This is a genomic window from uncultured Paenalcaligenes sp., assembly GCF_947630565.1.
Lineage (GTDB): Bacteria > Pseudomonadota > Gammaproteobacteria > Burkholderiales > Burkholderiaceae_B > Paenalcaligenes > Paenalcaligenes faecalis.
Genome location: NZ_CANRIC010000054.1, coordinates 1 through 14,796 on the forward strand (window position 1 = coordinate 1; position 14,796 = coordinate 14,796).

At 45.4% G+C, this 14,796-nt stretch carries 14 protein-coding genes and 1 tRNA gene; 7 read left to right on the forward strand and 8 right to left on the reverse strand.

Going from position 1 to position 14,796, the window contains the following annotated elements; genetic code table 11:
- The 3 genes from Q0Z62_RS09390 to Q0Z62_RS09400 all read left to right on the forward strand — a co-directional run.
- A partial coding sequence (locus Q0Z62_RS09390; RefSeq protein ID WP_298053815.1) for a M48 family metallopeptidase occupies positions 1 to 300 on the forward strand: 300 nt, incomplete at its 5' end.
- Positions 301 to 319: 19 nt separating this feature from the next.
- Complete coding sequence (gene gloA, locus Q0Z62_RS09395; protein ID WP_298053818.1) at positions 320 to 715, forward strand: lactoylglutathione lyase; 396 nt, start codon at positions 320 to 322, stop codon at positions 713 to 715.
- Between the two features lie 78 nt (positions 716 to 793).
- Complete coding sequence (locus tag Q0Z62_RS09400; protein ID WP_298053819.1) at positions 794 to 2,023, forward strand: nucleoside recognition domain-containing protein; 1,230 nt, start codon at positions 794 to 796, stop codon at positions 2,021 to 2,023.
- 10 nt (positions 2,024 to 2,033) lie between these two features.
- Here the strand turns inward: Q0Z62_RS09400 and rsmA are convergent, their stop codons facing one another.
- From rsmA to Q0Z62_RS09415, 3 genes are read right to left on the reverse strand one after another with little or no spacing between them, the layout of a single operon-like run.
- Complete coding sequence (rsmA, locus tag Q0Z62_RS09405) at positions 2,034 to 2,825, reverse strand: 16S rRNA (adenine(1518)-N(6)/adenine(1519)-N(6))-dimethyltransferase RsmA (RefSeq protein WP_269900374.1); 792 nt, start codon at positions 2,823 to 2,825, stop codon at positions 2,034 to 2,036.
- A 7-nt stretch (positions 2,826 to 2,832) separates the two neighbouring features.
- The gene (locus Q0Z62_RS09410; RefSeq protein WP_298053820.1) at positions 2,833 to 4,218 is read right to left on the reverse strand and encodes a peptidylprolyl isomerase; all 1,386 of its coding nucleotides are present in this window, start codon (positions 4,216 to 4,218) and stop codon (positions 2,833 to 2,835) included.
- Entirely contained in the window at positions 4,219 to 6,600 is a 2,382-nt protein-coding gene (locus Q0Z62_RS09415; protein WP_367180579.1) for an LPS-assembly protein LptD, read from the reverse strand.
- A gap of 138 nt (positions 6,601 to 6,738) precedes the next feature.
- Here Q0Z62_RS09415 and Q0Z62_RS09420 point away from each other — a divergent pair, with 138 nt between their 5' ends.
- The 3 genes from Q0Z62_RS09420 (at position 6,739) to Q0Z62_RS09430 (ending at position 9,236) form a co-directional block, all read left to right on the forward strand.
- Positions 6,739 to 7,773 (forward strand): phosphotransferase, encoded by a 1,035-nt coding sequence (locus Q0Z62_RS09420; RefSeq protein ID WP_298053821.1) that lies wholly within the window; start codon positions 6,739 to 6,741, stop codon positions 7,771 to 7,773.
- Positions 7,773 to 8,468, forward strand: coding sequence for an N-acetylmuramate alpha-1-phosphate uridylyltransferase MurU (gene murU, locus Q0Z62_RS09425; RefSeq protein ID WP_298053822.1), 696 nt, complete (start codon positions 7,773 to 7,775; stop codon positions 8,466 to 8,468). The genes Q0Z62_RS09420 and murU overlap by 1 nt, the downstream gene beginning before the upstream one ends.
- A 72-nt stretch (positions 8,469 to 8,540) precedes the next feature.
- The gene (locus tag Q0Z62_RS09430; RefSeq protein ID WP_269900378.1) at positions 8,541 to 9,236 is read left to right on the forward strand and encodes a DUF6776 family protein; all 696 of its coding nucleotides are present in this window, start codon (positions 8,541 to 8,543) and stop codon (positions 9,234 to 9,236) included.
- A gap of 72 nt (positions 9,237 to 9,308) precedes the next feature.
- Here the strand turns inward: Q0Z62_RS09430 and Q0Z62_RS09435 are convergent, their stop codons facing one another.
- Genes Q0Z62_RS09435 through Q0Z62_RS09445 form a run of 3 tightly spaced genes read right to left on the reverse strand, consistent with a single transcriptional unit; the run spans position 9,309 to position 11,800 of the window.
- The gene (locus Q0Z62_RS09435; RefSeq protein ID WP_269900379.1) at positions 9,309 to 10,091 is read right to left on the reverse strand and encodes a MetQ/NlpA family ABC transporter substrate-binding protein; all 783 of its coding nucleotides are present in this window, start codon (positions 10,089 to 10,091) and stop codon (positions 9,309 to 9,311) included.
- Between the two features lie 36 nt (positions 10,092 to 10,127).
- On the reverse strand, positions 10,128 to 10,793 hold the full coding sequence (locus tag Q0Z62_RS09440) for a methionine ABC transporter permease (RefSeq protein ID WP_269900380.1): 666 nt from the start codon (positions 10,791 to 10,793) through the stop codon (positions 10,128 to 10,130).
- A complete protein-coding gene (locus tag Q0Z62_RS09445; protein ID WP_298053824.1) occupies positions 10,790 to 11,800 on the reverse strand; it encodes a methionine ABC transporter ATP-binding protein in 1,011 nt (336 codons plus the stop codon). The genes Q0Z62_RS09440 and Q0Z62_RS09445 overlap by 4 nt, the downstream gene beginning before the upstream one ends.
- A 246-nt stretch (positions 11,801 to 12,046) precedes the next feature.
- Here Q0Z62_RS09445 and Q0Z62_RS09450 point away from each other — a divergent pair, with 246 nt between their 5' ends.
- Positions 12,047 to 12,865 (forward strand): hypothetical protein, encoded by an 819-nt coding sequence (locus tag Q0Z62_RS09450; RefSeq protein WP_298053827.1) that lies wholly within the window; start codon positions 12,047 to 12,049, stop codon positions 12,863 to 12,865.
- A gap of 25 nt (positions 12,866 to 12,890) precedes the next feature.
- Here the strand turns inward: Q0Z62_RS09450 and Q0Z62_RS09455 are convergent.
- A tRNA-Lys gene (locus Q0Z62_RS09455) sits at positions 12,891 to 12,966 on the reverse strand.
- 189 nt (positions 12,967 to 13,155) lie between these two features.
- Positions 13,156 to 14,796: glycoside hydrolase family 31 protein (locus Q0Z62_RS09460; RefSeq protein WP_298053828.1), on the reverse strand; the 1,641-nt coding region annotated here is incomplete at its 5' end.

The window sequence follows — 14,796 nt, forward strand, 5'->3', positions numbered from 1 at the left end:
CGTCTACAGCATTTCTTACGTGATTGTGAATATGCCCCTCTCTTTAAAAACTGGCGTATTGCCAGCCCTGCTAAACGGTGGGGTTCTTGTTCTAGCGCTGGTACTATTATGCTTAACTGGCGATTGATTCATTTTTCGCCTGCTATTATTGATTATGTGGTGGCACACGAGGTCGCTCATCTCAAAGAGATGAATCATGGTCCTGCCTTTTGGCAAGAGGTCGAACGACTTCTACCCGATTTCTACACCTCTAGACAGCAACTCAAACAGTTTGATCCTGCGAGTTTGCCTTTATTTTAATTGCTCAGGAGTTTTACTTATGCGTATTCTTCACACCATGCTTCGCGTTGGCAATTTACAGCGCTCTTTGGATTTCTATACCGATGTATTAGGCATGAAGCTTCTACGTCAAAAAGATTACCCTGATGGCAAATTCACATTAGCCTTTGTGGGTTATGGCGATGAAAGTGATACCACCGTTTTAGAGCTCACACATAACTGGGATACGGAAAGCTACGATTTAGGAAACGGTTATGGTCATATCGCCTTGGAGGTTGAAGACGCCTACGAAGCCTGTGCGCAAATCAAAGCCAAAGGTGGCAAAGTCGTACGTGAGGCTGGCCCCATGATGCATGGCAATACCGTAATTGCATTTGCAGAAGATCCGGATGGCTATAAAATTGAATTAATTCAAGCCAAAGGCCGTGAGGACTAAACACGTTACGACCCAAGCTATAAGCGGGCAGAATGCCCGCTTTTTTGTGCATGACCTATGAGTGATAGAGCCTAATTTATGTTAAATACGCTGTGGTTATTATTTTTTGTACTGGCTGCGGGCAGTAGTCTTTATCAATGGCTAGTGGTAGGGAATGCTCAAATTTTTGCCGAGATGGTGCAGTCATTGTTTGAAATGGCTGATCTTTCAGTACATATTATGATTGTGCTTTTTGGCACGCTTAGCCTCTGGCTAGGCTTTCTACAAATAGCCGAAAAAGCGGGCCTAATCGAAAAACTAGCAAAATGGCTCAGCCCTGTATTTAGTCGCCTAATGCCGGAGGTGCCTGCTGGACACCCTTCCCTAGGACTCATTACCTTAAATTTTGCAGCAAATGGCTTAGGCTTAGATAACGCGGCCACCCCTATTGGTCTGCGAGCCATGCGCGCTTTACAGGAATTAAATCCCAATCCAAAAACAGCCACCAATGCGCAAATATTATTTTTAGTATTAAATACGTCGGCCTTGTCACTCTTGCCGATCAGTATTTTCATGTACAGATTACAACAAGGTGCACCTGACCCAACGATGGTGTTTTTACCTATTTTACTGGCCACCACCGCCTCCTCCGTTGCCGGTCTACTTGCCGTAGCCATCGTACAACGCATCCGTCTTTGGGACCCCATTTTATTGCTCTGGTTTGGTACGGCAATAGCACTACTTGCCATTTTCATGGCCAGTTTAGCCACGTTAACCGCCAGTGCTCTGAATCACTTTTCATCACTTCTGGGTAATCTGAGCCTCTTCGCGGTGATCTTTCTTTTCTTATTTGTCGGTTGGCGTAAAAAGATCCCACTCTATGACAGTTTTATTGAGGGGGCCAAAGGAGGCTATGCCGTTGCCCGTGATTTATTGCCCTATTTATTGGCTATGCTCTGTGCCATTGGCTTATTACGCTCCTCTGGTGCACTAGAAATCGCCCTAAGTGGTATTCGGTGGGTGGTAGACAGTGCGGGCTGGGATAACCGTTTTGTGGATGCTCTACCTACGGCTCTGATGCGTCCTTTTTCTGGTGGCGCTGCCCGCGCGCTACTGATTGAGACAATGCAACATCACGGAGTGGATAGCTTTGCTGCTTTATTAGCCGCTACCTTTCAAGGAAGTACCGAAACCACCTTTTATGTGTTGGCGGTTTACTTTGGTGCAGTTGGCATTCAACGAGCACGTCATGCTATTGGCTGCGCCCTAATAGCAGACGCCGCAGGCATGGCTGCGGCGATTGCAGTGAGCTATTGGTTTTATGGCTAAAACCGACTGACTATTTTTCTGTTTTTGCTAGCAGTGGCGTCAACATATCACTGAGGGCAATAAACTGCGATAGCCCAACGGCATCCGCCCTATCAGTAGGGGCAATGCCTACGGCATCCCAATCAATATGGTCTGCCCACTGAGCCAATACTCCGCGCAACATCTTACGGCGTTGGCTAAAGGCTTGGGCCACCACCTTTTCAAAGACAGCGGCATCTTTAGCCTGTGGTCGATCTGCCTTTAAGGGGCGCATACGCACCACTGCAGATATAACCTTAGGGGCTGGCGTAAATGACTCCGGTGCAACATCAAATAATTTGATGATGCGATAACGCGATTGCAACATCACTGACAGACGACCATATAACGGGTCGCCCGGTTTCGCTGCCATACGATCAATCACTTCTTTTTGCAGCATAAAGTGCTGATCAACAATTTGATCGGCATACTGCATCAGGTGAAACAGTAATGGACTAGAAATGTTGTAGGGTAAGTTACCTACAATACGCAGCCCATCACCGAACTGTGCAAAGTCCACCGTTAATACGTCAGCAGAAATAATAGTTAGTTTTTCTGCTGCATATTTTTTTTGTAAAAACTGAACCAGATCACGGTCAATTTCAACGACGGTCAGCTGATCTACGGCTTGAAATAATGGCTGCGTTAACGCCGACATCCCAGGCCCAATCTCTATCAGCTTATCGGCTGACTGTGGGTCAATAGCACGCACGATTTGGTGAATCACACCCTCATCGTGCAAGAAGTTTTGGCCAAAGCGCTTGCGCGCCTGATGTTGTTGCATGAAATTCCTATTTACGACGTCCAGAGCTGGACTCAGGATCTAAACGATTATCAATAAAAGCTTGGCTGCGGATTTGACTAAACCAATCGTCAAAGGCGGGCTCTACCCGCTGATCATGTAAGACTTGACGAGCCTGCATACGGCGATATTCATTTCCTACGTTACGATCACGGCGTTCATCAACCCGAATAATATGCCAACCAAACTGTGAACGCACCGGCTCACTAATTTGCCCTATGGTTAACGCATCCATGGCCTGCTCAAAGGCAGGAACTGTTTCACCTGGATGTAACCAACCTAAGTCTCCGCCTTGAGGCGCACTCGCATCATCCGAGTAAGCTCGGGCTAACTCCTCAAAGTCCTCGCCATTACGTAGACGGTCTGCCAATTGCTCAATCCGTTTTTGAGCCTGAGTATCAGAGGTAATTTGGTTAAATTTAATTAAAATATGGCGTGCATGCGTTTGAGTTACGATGAACTCTTGGTCGGCCGCATGAGCAGCTGTCTGCGCCTGTCCTCGATTCACTACTTTTAGAATATGAAAACCCGCACCACTACGAACTAAATCAGCCACCTGACCTTTAGACGTGCTTTGAATGGCTTTTGCGAATGCATCAGGCCAACCTTCTAAGGGTCTAGCACCCATGACTCCGCCCTGAAGTGCTTCAGAGCCATCCGATGAGGCGGCAGCTAAGCCTGCAAAATCAGCCCCTTGACGGGCTTGTTGCAGTAAGGTCTCTGCTTTGCGACGTAGTTCGGCCTGTGTGGCGGAACTCGCCCCGTCTGGGACACGCACTAAAATTTGTGCTAATTCAAAAATCTCATTTATTTGAGGTGTTGTTTTGGTAGAGTCCGGATCGATACCTTGGCTTTTCAAAAAAGCATCAATTTCAGAATCAGAAATACTAATGCGTGGATCAATCACGCGCTGACGAATTTGATCCATCAAGACTTCTTGGCGTAAGCCTTGTAAGTAACTATCCCATGACAGTCCGCCTTTTTCTATCTCTTTGCGTAACTGAGCCACAGTAAGATTATTACGTGATGCAATTACCTCAGCGGCTTCTTCTACATTCACACCGTCAGCCGACAGGCCCATTTGAGCCGCTTCTTGTTTGAGCAAATGCTCATCGACTAAACGCTGTAATACCTGCTTTTGTAAAACAGCTTGATCGGGTACCGGAATTTTTTGGGCTGCCAAATTTTTACTGACCGCCTCTACCTCTCGTTGTACTGTTCTGAGAGTAATCACATCTTTATTCACAATTGCAGCAATACCATCAGCATGGTTTGGAGCAAAACTATCGTTCTGTGCTTGCACTGTGCTTAAAAACGCCGCACCGGCCGTTGCCAATGCCAAAATCAAATGGCGTGTTAACTGATGTACTTGCATTTACTCGTACCTCTCGAAAGTGGTTTTTTCTGGTATGGATGGATTCACGGACTCATAACCCACAATACGCTCACGCAATAAGCTCATTGGATCAGTACCCAAAGACCCTAAGCCAGAGAGCTCTAATTGTAGGAAAACAGCGCTATTACTTTTTTGTGCGGAAACGGCGTAACGTTGTACCACAAAACGCCCAGTCCAGCAGCAATCACCTTTATATTCAAAACCTAAAATAGTTTGTGTACTCCGTTTTTCTTGGAGGGAGTAATCGACTCGGCCTAAGGCATATACACGGTTCGTTAAGGGCCACTGAGTAGTTAGTGAAAGCTGTTCTTTAGTGCGCTCTTCGTCTTCTCTGCTAAATTGATAACGAGGATTATCAAAGGCGCGCGGGTCACGCTCATAGCGGTAAGAGGCCGCAATAGTCGCCAAGCGTTTAGGACTCCAACGGACACCAGCACTCATTCGGTTCCGATCACGTGTCTCTGGATTCAACTGAGCATCAAAGCGTACCGTGAAATCATCTGTTAATGCGGCTTGAGCGCCAAAAAGATAATCAGATCGGGTGCGCTCAGGCGGGTATTCGTGTGGTGCAAACGTGTGCAAGAAAACACGCTGGTGCTGAAAATGCAGTCGCTGTGCGACTTGTAGGCTTACGCGCTCAAAGCCCGTATCCGCGTCTAGCCAACGTGTTGTTAAACCCAACGTCAATTGATTTGCATTTGCAATACGATCCCAACCACCACTATAGATATTCTCACTAAATGCTTGTGAGAAATTAAAGGTAGCAATACTTGTGTCCAGGTTAGGAATGTCATTTTGTTCACGATGAGGTACATATAAGTAGTACAACCTGGGTTCCAGAGTCTGTATAGAATCAATACCAAATAATGAGGTGTCTCTTTCAAATGTCATCCCAGCGTCTAATGAATACAGCGGGACTACGCGACTAACATTGCGCTGTAGATTTCGTTGCGCAATATTGCTGACCGATTTCCAGTCCGTATCATAATGACTAAGATGCAAGCCTAGTTTAGGAGTGATATACCAGGCGGGCCTAATTATGGGGTAGGCTAAGGTTGAATACGACGACACCCGTGTACTGTTTGGTGCTAAGCGTGTATTTCTGTACTGATCAAAAGCAGGTAAGCTGCCTTTGTAGTAAGGCATCACAAAGCGAGTCGCATAATTATGGGACTCTAGATCAAACCCATTCCAGTTATGACGCACACCATGCAGTTCGAACTGAGGTAAGCGGTCATATTCAGGCCGTCTATACCAGGATTCTTCGTCCTGTAGGGTTTGGTATTTAGAAACCGATAAGGCGGCATTAAAATATTTCGCCCCGCTCCAATAAAAACGTGCATCACTTAGCAGCTCATTGACAGAGGCTTGGTTTACACCAAATGTCGATAGATCTCTAAAAAAGTTATCGTCAGATACCCGCCTATAGTTATACGCAAAACCTACCCCACCCCCTATAGACTGGTTATGTTCTGCGGATAAAGACCAGCGATCTGTTTTTGTTTTTTTATCATTATTTAAATACGTGCCAACTAACTGCCCGTTATAACTATGCCCTAAATAACGGAATTCACCTTGCATTTGCAAACCACGTTTGCTTAGATAGCGAGGCGTTAATGTCGCGTCGTAGTTAGGGGCAATATTAAAATAGTACGGTACAGAAAACTCAAGACCCGAGTTGGATGAATACCCATAAGCAGGCATTAAAAACCCACTTTTTCGTTCCTCACGTAGTGGGAACGTCAAATAAGGCGAATACAAAATGGGGACATTTTTAAAGTACAAAACACCGTGCTTAGCAACACCGGCATTTTTATCGTTGTACAAGTCCACCTGTGGCGCACGAATAAACCAAGACGGAGCTGGACAGGGGCAACCTGTATACTCAACGGTTTTCATCCGTAGATGATCTTTAGACATCATCTGTGCCTCTAGGGCATTGCCAGATCCTCCTGCCCCACCAAACATAAAAGTCGGCTGATCTATGTGTCCTGTTTCGCTATTGATGTTGTAATCAATAGTGTCACTACGGATAATTGAACCGTCACGGATTAGACTTCCTTTACCGCGAATTTTTAAATCACCACTATCTTGTTGATAGTTAATTTCATCGCCTTTGGCAACTGAGTCTATACGACGTACCTGGGCGTCACCGGTTAAGATAACCTGACCGTTTTCTGTGCGTTCTAAGTTATCCGCAGTAAAATAGACGGAAATATTGTCTTCAGCCACAGATTGCACGCGCAAATGTGACGCGGCCTTGAGCTGCGGCATACGTGGCTCAGAGGAAAAAGCAGTGTTTAAGGCAACATCTGTACCTAAACCCGCTAAAATTGTAAGGGCAGTCCAAACAGCTCGCACAACTATTGCGTCCTTTGAAAAAATTCGCCTAAACACAAATCATCCGTATGATGCGTAGACAACAAATGGCTATTATAGAGAAGCCTAGCGCATCGCGGCACCTAAACGGTTAAATTTATTTGCTTTGAGTCCTTTTTTATGCAAGATACTGCAGCACAACGTCAACAATCTTTGATGAATTGGCTTAAATCTATTGCCGAATCATTTCAACTTGACCTAGAAACACTACATAGCGCATCCAGTGATGCCAGCTTTAGGCGTTATTATCGTCTACAAGCCGGAGCCCTCACCCGTATTGTGATGGATGCCCCTCCTAGCCATGAAAACAACGAGGCTTTTGTGGATGTGCAAGCCCGTCTGGCTCAGGTCGGAGCTAAAGTGCCTGAAATTTTAGCTTATGATGCTGAACAGGGTTTTATGTTGCTTAGCGATTTAGGCACAGAGAATTTTTATCATGCATTACAAACCACCACCGACCCCGCTATAGTACAAGCCATGTACCGATTAGCAATCCAAGAGCTTGTCCGTATGCAACAGGCAGACACAACCGACCTGCCTGTCTATGACGCTGCACGGATGCTAGACGAATTACAGCTATTCGAGGAATGGTACATCAAGCAATACTGTAAAACAGAACTTACTGAGACTGAAAAGAAAAACCTCAGCCAGCTTTTTGAAACCTTAGTCGCGGATAACGTACGACACGGTCAGGTGCTGGTACATCGTGATTTTCATTCACCAAACATCATGATGCCTACTGATTCTGCATTACAGCCAGGCCTCATTGATTTCCAAGATGCCGTCGTTGGCCCGATCACCTATGACTTGGCTTCTATGGTGATGGATGCGCGCTACACATGGGACGAAGATCAACAAATCGATTGGGCTATCCGATACTGGCAAGCCGCGCACCTGGCTGGCTTAGACATTGATACCGACTTTGCTGAATTTCATCGTGCCTACGAGTGGATGAGCGTACAGCGTAACTTACGCATACTAGGGGTATTTAGCCGTTTATCTATACGTGATGGTAAGCATCACTATTTAGACCACATGCCACGAGTAAACCAGTATTTACGCCAAGTGGTCGTGCGCTACGAGGAATTTAACCCATTACGCCGATTATTTGATCGTTTAGAAAATAAACAAACCGTATTAGGGATGACGATTTAATGAGTTTACGCGCCATGATTTTAGCTGCCGGCAGGGGATCTCGTATGCGCCCCTTAACCGATCACACGCCCAAGCCCTTATTAAAAATTGGCAATAAGGCATTGATCGAATGGCATATTGATCGTCTTGTTAACGCGGGTATTACCCAGCTGGTTATCAATCATGCCTGGTTGGGTAGTCAAATCGAAGACTACTTAGGCGACGGATCACGTTATGGCGCGATAATTCAGTACTCTGCAGAACCAAAGGCCCTAGAAACTGCCGCAGGTATTAAACATGCTTTACCCCTTTTAGGTACGGACCCTTTTTTAGTCATAAGCGCTGATATCTGGTGTGATTGGAATCCTCAGCTAGCGGCTTATATGGGGCAGTCCTTAATCACTCAGTCTGCTTTAGCACATTTACTTTTGGTTCCAAATCCTGAGCACAATCGAAATGGGGATTTTGGTTTTGCTCAAATGCGCGTGCAACCTAAAGGCGAAACAAACAATTACACCTATAGCGGCATGGGGGTATTTAGCCCTGATTTTTTTGACTCCGTTTCGGCCTCAACCCCAACGCCTCTGCGCGATCCACTGCTAACAGCGATTAATCAACACCAAGTTTTGGGGTCTATTTATCATGGTGAATGGGCAGATATAGGTACCCCAGAACGATTGCAACAAATAGAACAAAGCTTGGCTCTAAAGCCTTAACAGGCTATGATTTCTGACGGCCCCTAGGCTTTTTTTCACTTTACACCATTACCTACAGGAACGATTCGCCCCATGCTAGGTTCCAAACGACCCGTATTCAAACCCACCGCTTATGGCCATACACGTCGTAAGCGTCGTATCCCCCGTTGGCTAGTGTTAATGATTACTGGCATGGTCTTGGGTGCTGGCGGCTTACTCTTTATACAAAAGAGTTATGGCCCTCCCATGCTAACCGTAGAGCAATCTCAATTACTACACGATGAGCTCAATAGTGCTAAAGCTGAAAATCAACGCTTGCTATCACAGATTACATTAGCTGAACGCGAGCGCGATGACAGCTTGACTCAGGTGGACTCCATTAAAGATCGCCTAGAGCGTCACGACAGTATTGTGTCCGGCTTAGAGCAAGATATTCAATTATTTGCCAACGCCATGCAAGCTGATCCGCGTGGCACATCTCCTGGTATCCGAGCAGCGGAATTAGTCAATGCTGAGGGGCAGCTAGAATACACTATTTTATTGATGCAAGATAAAGACGATGCCCCAGAATTTAAAGGCACGATGAACTTTAATGTCATGGGCCGCTATCCCAATGGCCGTACTGGTTATATTGATCTTGACCCCATTGACATCAAATTAGGGCGTTACTTACACGCCCAAGGCTCAGTAGAACTCCCCTCTGGTATGACCGCTCGTCAAGTGACGATTCAGGTTTACCCCGAAGGCAGTCAACGTGCTGCTGCCATGCGTATTATTAACGCTCGGTAGATTTAACTGCACATAAAAATCGCGGCTTATTGGCCGCGATTTTTTTAGGTCTGTCTTAAATGATTCACCAAATTAAAAGGCAGGAACAATGGCGCCTTTGTACTTATCAGTGATCTCTTTGCGTACCGCATCAGAGTGCAAGGCATCCATCAATTTTTTAACGTCTTCGTTCTCGGCCTTATCTTTATGTGTCACCACAATATTGGCATAAGGAGAATCTGCCCCCTCGATAAACAAGGCGTCTTCAAGTGGATTTAAACCGGCTTCTAAAGCATAGTTAGTATTGATCAAGGCCAAGTCCACATCGACCAATACTCGTGGCAATGTCGCAGCCTCTAATTCTTTGAATTTCAATTTTTTCGGATTTTTAGCAATGTCACGTGAGGTTGCCAAAATATTCGTTGGATCTTTTAATTCAATTAAGCCTTCTTTTTGCAATAGCAGCAAAGCACGAGCACCATTCGAAGGGTCATTTGGTAATGCCACCAATGCACCGTCTTTTAATTCCGATAACTCTTTAATTTTTTTAGAGTAGGCTCCAAAAGGCTCTACGTGAACTAAACCTACAGATACCAGCTCGGCCTTTTGCCCTTCGTTAAAGGTATCCAAGTACGGTTTGTGCTGAAAAAAGTTAACATCCAATAAGCCATCAGCGACCTGTACGTTAGGTTGTACGTAATCAGTAAACACTTTAATGTCTAGCTCTACCCCTTGCTCTGCCAGAGCAGGTTTAACGAACTCAAGTAATTCAGCATGAGGTACGGGTGTCGCTGCTACGGTTAATTTACCAGCATGAGCAGAACCAACAACTAAGGCAGCTAAAGACAAAGCAAAAGCAGGAAATAGTTTTTTCATCGATATACTCCTAGATATTCAAAAAAACAAGACAGGTTATTGGGTTTTACCTTGAATCAAGGCAGCCAGCTTGTCACCAAACATCTGCAATAGCTGCACCAATACCACTAAAATAACCACTGTGACCAGCATGACATCACTTTGATAACGCTGATAACCAAATCGTAATGCTAAATCGCCCAAGCCCCCGCCACCAATGACGCCAGACATAGCGGAATAACCGACCAAAGTAATAGCCGTAATGACAATGGCGGCTAAAATACCCGTCGTGGCCTCTGGTAAAAGCGCCATCATGACGGTTTGTTTAGGGTCTGCGCCCATGGCTCTACAGGCCTCTGAGACGCCAGGGTCTAATTCTTTTAATGCATTCTCGACTAATCGAGCAAAAAAAGGCGCTGCACTAGCGACCAATGGTGGTATCGCCCCTGCCACGCCTAAGGGCGTCCCCGCTAAAACACGCGTTAACGGGATCATGACAATCAGCAAAATTAAAAAAGGCACAGAACGCAAAATATTTACCAGTAAAGAGAGCGTCTGATACAAAACACGGTTCTCCATCAGCTGGCCTTTAGCCGTAAGAAATAAAACTACGCCTAAAGGTAAACCAATAATGATGGTGAATAACAATGAAAACCCAGTCATCAATAGGGTATCGGTGGTGGCTTCTGCAATTAAAGGCCAATCTACATTATCAAAATTCATGGTCGCAATACCTCGCAATCAATACCATGCTGAGCTAATAAAGCCTCTACCTCTGGCCACTGTTCTAAATCCCCTTTTGCGGCTACGACTAGCTGACCATAAGGTGTGTCTTTAATACGACTCACAGCCCCTTGCAAAATACTTAAATCCACGTTGAATTCCCGGCTAATTTGACTTAAGACAGGGGCTGAGGTGGCCTCGCCTCTGAAGCTTAATCGTAATAGTCGCCCTTCAACTTGTTGAGAAAAACTTTGCCAACCATCAGTATCCATCCCACTTTCGGTAAGAAGTGATTGTGTGACGGCATGTTGTGGATGTAAAAACACATCCATAACCGGTCCTATCTCAACGAGTTTTCCACCCTCAATCACCGCCACTCGATCACAAATAGAACGAATCACATCCATGCTGTGCGTAATCAAAACGATCGTAATACCTAAATTTTGATTGATTTCAGACAGCAATCGTAAGATAGACTGGGTTGTCTCTGGGTCTAAGGCTGAGGTCGCCTCATCACATAACAAAAGCTGGGGATGATTTGCCAAAGCACGCGCAATACCGACCCGTTGTTGTTGCCCACCAGATAGTTGGCGCGGGTATTTATTCACATGATCTTTTAATCCGACTAGCTCCAGTACCTCTAGCGCACGTTCTCGTTGTTGTGCGCGAGTTAAACCCGCTAGTCGCAAAGGAAAACACACATTATCCAAAACCGTGCGCATTTGCAGTAAATTAAAATGTTGGAATACCATTCCAATTTTCTGGCGTACGGTGCGTAGTTGGGCATCCGTTAACGCACTAATTTGTTCGTTGTTTAACCAAACATCGCCCGTCGTCGGACGCTCTAATAGGTTCAGCATACGGATCAGTGTGCTTTTCCCTGCCCCTGAGCGTCCAATAATGCCAAAGACCTCGCCTGCAGAAATATGCAGATTGATGCCATCCAATGCAGTGACCTGTTTACTGCCTGACACATAATTTTTATAGATCTGTTCTAAACGTATCAACGGATACACCTATCAATAAACAGCAAATATGCTGTAATGAAAAACAAAATTTACCATAAAGTGCGTAATCATTAGCTGACTACTTATTGATTACTTATTACTTTTAGCTATAAAAACAAACTAAAATCAAATTTATTTACATTTAAATTAGGCATCTATTCTTAAAAAAATGGAATGGTGCGTAATAATTATCACTCAGGTAGGTAAAAAGCTTTAAACGTTTTTAAATCATATAGGACCAGAGTAATGACTGTTTTTAATCCTTTGTTCAACAATCATCCATTACACCTGATGCATCAAGCCATATCAGCCTTGAAACACGCTTGGCGTATTGCCCAAGAACAACATATAGGACTTGACCCTGATCTGATTCGTCGTAGTCTCTCTGTGATCGAACAAGCCCGACAACTGCCTGCTAATCAAAAAATCCAGCGTGTACTTATGCGGCTTCAAGACCAACTACAGGGTATTAAGCTAGTCCCTGCAGAAAACACCCCGAAAAAGTGGCTAACACAGACGATAGAACCTTTTCATCTACGATTAAACCCAGAACAAAGTCCTTGGTTTTGCATGGAGACTGACTCGCCTGTACCAGAATTATTGCAAACCTTAGGCAGCGATTGGCGACAACGCATCAAAGAGCATAAAAACGACCCGATCAGCCGTTTACAGCTTGCCTGGCAAATGCTGCCTTATCGTACCGCTTTTAACGAGGCCGCCATTGCCCTGCGTGCCATTTTACGCGAAAAAACGCACGATGAACGCCAGACCTTAAACTTGTTGTATTGGTTAGCTGCGGTTCACTCTTTTATTAGTATTGACCCTGAAACCCCAAGCGGCAACCTCGTCGCCAGTTATCTGCCGGGTACCACGCTATTGAGGATGGAGATCAACTACTCTGAATTAGGCCTAAACGAGCTGCCTTTATTGAATACTACTGAAAAAAATCGGATGGAAACGCTTTGGGGAAAAACGGAACAACACAGCTCACTACAAAAAATGTATCCGAATAGCTATCAAGAGTATCTATTCGTCGCCACAAATAAAAAAAGCCCAGTTCAATGAACTGGGCTTTTTTTTGAATTCGGGTTGGTGGGTCGTGCGCGACTCGAACGCGCGACCAACGGATTAAAAGTCCGCTGCTCTACCGACTGAGCTAACGACCCAACCGAAAGATGTAATTATTGCATGACGACTTTTTGTTGTCAAGAGTTTTTTTCAACTCGGTATCGAAAAAAACCACTGCGAAAATTACGTCCTTGCCCCTGCAGCGCAGTGCTGTGTGAAGCAAAGACGTAACTATAGCATGTTTTTTTAAGATGTACAGTATTTTTTAAAAAAAACCGACAAATAATCTATCTAGCACGAGAAATACGGACCTCGGCACCACGGCGCTTTACCTCTAAGCCTTCGGAAGGTAGGATTTTCAAACCCTCTAAACCTTTGATATAGCTCGAACCTTGCATTTGCATCACACGTATTTTATTACGCATGACCGCAGGACTGTGTTCAGGCATACCAAACATCCAGACTTCCTCTAGTAAGCGAGCTGAATTAAATTCACTGGTATTCAAGGCCTCGGGACCTAGACATAACATTTGTCCCTCGCGACCGAAAACCGGCAGACGATCTAGCCCAGCTTTAACGATCCAACGTGAACCACCCTCGTAGCGCCAACCTGTGGCCAAATCCCACCAGTCACTGCCCTTAGGTAAGTAAACCTCAATTTCATCACCTGGCTGTACAAATGGGGCCACAAGTAAGGTAGACCCTAACATGTACTGATTAGACCAATTAGCGACCTCGGGATCATCAGGAAACTCTAGGGCTAAGGCGCGCTGTACTGGTAAACCACAACGGACTGATTCCTCGATAATGCCTAATACATAGGGCACTAAACGATAACGCCAACGTAGCCAATGGGCGATTAACTCTTGGGTTTTTTCATCAAATGATTGCGGCATCAGCCCGTCAACCGCCTGAAAGTGGAAATTAGCCGAAAATACACCCATAGCCAACCAGCGGATGAACAGCTCTGGCGTCATCTTATCTGTGGGTTGATTCGCAGAGCCTATCTGATGAGTCTGTGCTGTTACACCACTATTACCCGTTGATAAAGCGGCCTGCAATGTCGTGGCTAAACCTTGCCAATCATTGGTGACATCAGGCCCAAGCTGCCAAGCAAAGCGATGCGCTGAAGGATATAAATCGCGACTAGCAACTAAGCCCTCTTGGGGTGTTTTATGCCCCGCAAACGCATCGAATAAGGCTTGTCTTGCCAATAATGGATAAACCGTGCGTAGCATTGCACCGGTTTCACCACCCCGAGCCGTAATGCTATCTGGAATAGCATACTGGGTATTGCAGACGACAGCACCTAAGCCCTCGTCATACGACTGGCGTAATCGTTCAACCCATAATTTATACGCGTCTTTATGGGTTAGATCTAATAGTGCAAAGTCTTTGCCACCGGTAATGGCATTACCCTCAAACACATAACCTGCACCATCATCATCGTTAATTAATAGCCAGCCGCGGTCTTCCCATTCGTCATACATGGATGTCCCAGCCAACACGCCAGGAAAGGTATACGCCGAAAATTTAAACTGGGCATCTTCGGCGGCGGGCATGCTTTCACGCACATCACCAATCCTAGATGTATCCCAATCAAACAAAGGACGATCAGGCCCAAAACCCAGCACGGCAGGAGGTGCTAAATTCACCACATCCACCCCTACCTGCAAGGTTTTTAACTGCTCTATTTGCGCATGAATTTGCTCTGGACTTTGATCTGGCTGCTGGTCCAGCCATACCCCCATTGGCCATAAACCAGGCTGACCGGCTCGACCTGTCAAGGCAGTATATTGATTCAGAATCTCTGTGGGCACACCAATAAAGATAAAAATATCTAATACGGGCGCATGTACTGTTGCCGTGTACGTGTCAGCTGCGGTTTGAGCCACATCATGCTCTACACGATCAAAGGTATTGAAATA

What these genes read in the sequence shown, in the direction of transcription:
- gloA (WP_298053818.1), top strand. Translation starts at nt 320, where the DNA reads ATGCGTATTCTTCACACCATGCTTCGCGTTGGCAATTTACAGCGCTCT.
- Q0Z62_RS09400 (WP_298053819.1), top strand. Translation starts at nt 794, where the DNA reads ATGTTAAATACGCTGTGGTTATTATTTTTTGTACTGGCTGCGGGCAGT.
- rsmA (WP_269900374.1), bottom strand. Translation starts at nt 2,825, where the DNA reads ATGCAACAACATCAGGCGCGCAAGCGCTTTGGCCAAAACTTCTTGCAC.
- Q0Z62_RS09410 (WP_298053820.1), bottom strand. Translation starts at nt 4,218, where the DNA reads ATGCAAGTACATCAGTTAACACGCCATTTGATTTTGGCATTGGCAACG.
- Q0Z62_RS09420 (WP_298053821.1), top strand. Translation starts at nt 6,739, where the DNA reads ATGCAAGATACTGCAGCACAACGTCAACAATCTTTGATGAATTGGCTT.
- murU (WP_298053822.1), top strand. Translation starts at nt 7,773, where the DNA reads ATGAGTTTACGCGCCATGATTTTAGCTGCCGGCAGGGGATCTCGTATG.
- Q0Z62_RS09430 (WP_269900378.1), top strand. Translation starts at nt 8,541, where the DNA reads ATGCTAGGTTCCAAACGACCCGTATTCAAACCCACCGCTTATGGCCAT.
- Q0Z62_RS09435 (WP_269900379.1), bottom strand. Translation starts at nt 10,091, where the DNA reads ATGAAAAAACTATTTCCTGCTTTTGCTTTGTCTTTAGCTGCCTTAGTT.
- Q0Z62_RS09440 (WP_269900380.1), bottom strand. Translation starts at nt 10,793, where the DNA reads ATGAATTTTGATAATGTAGATTGGCCTTTAATTGCAGAAGCCACCACC.
- Q0Z62_RS09450 (WP_298053827.1), top strand. Translation starts at nt 12,047, where the DNA reads ATGACTGTTTTTAATCCTTTGTTCAACAATCATCCATTACACCTGATG.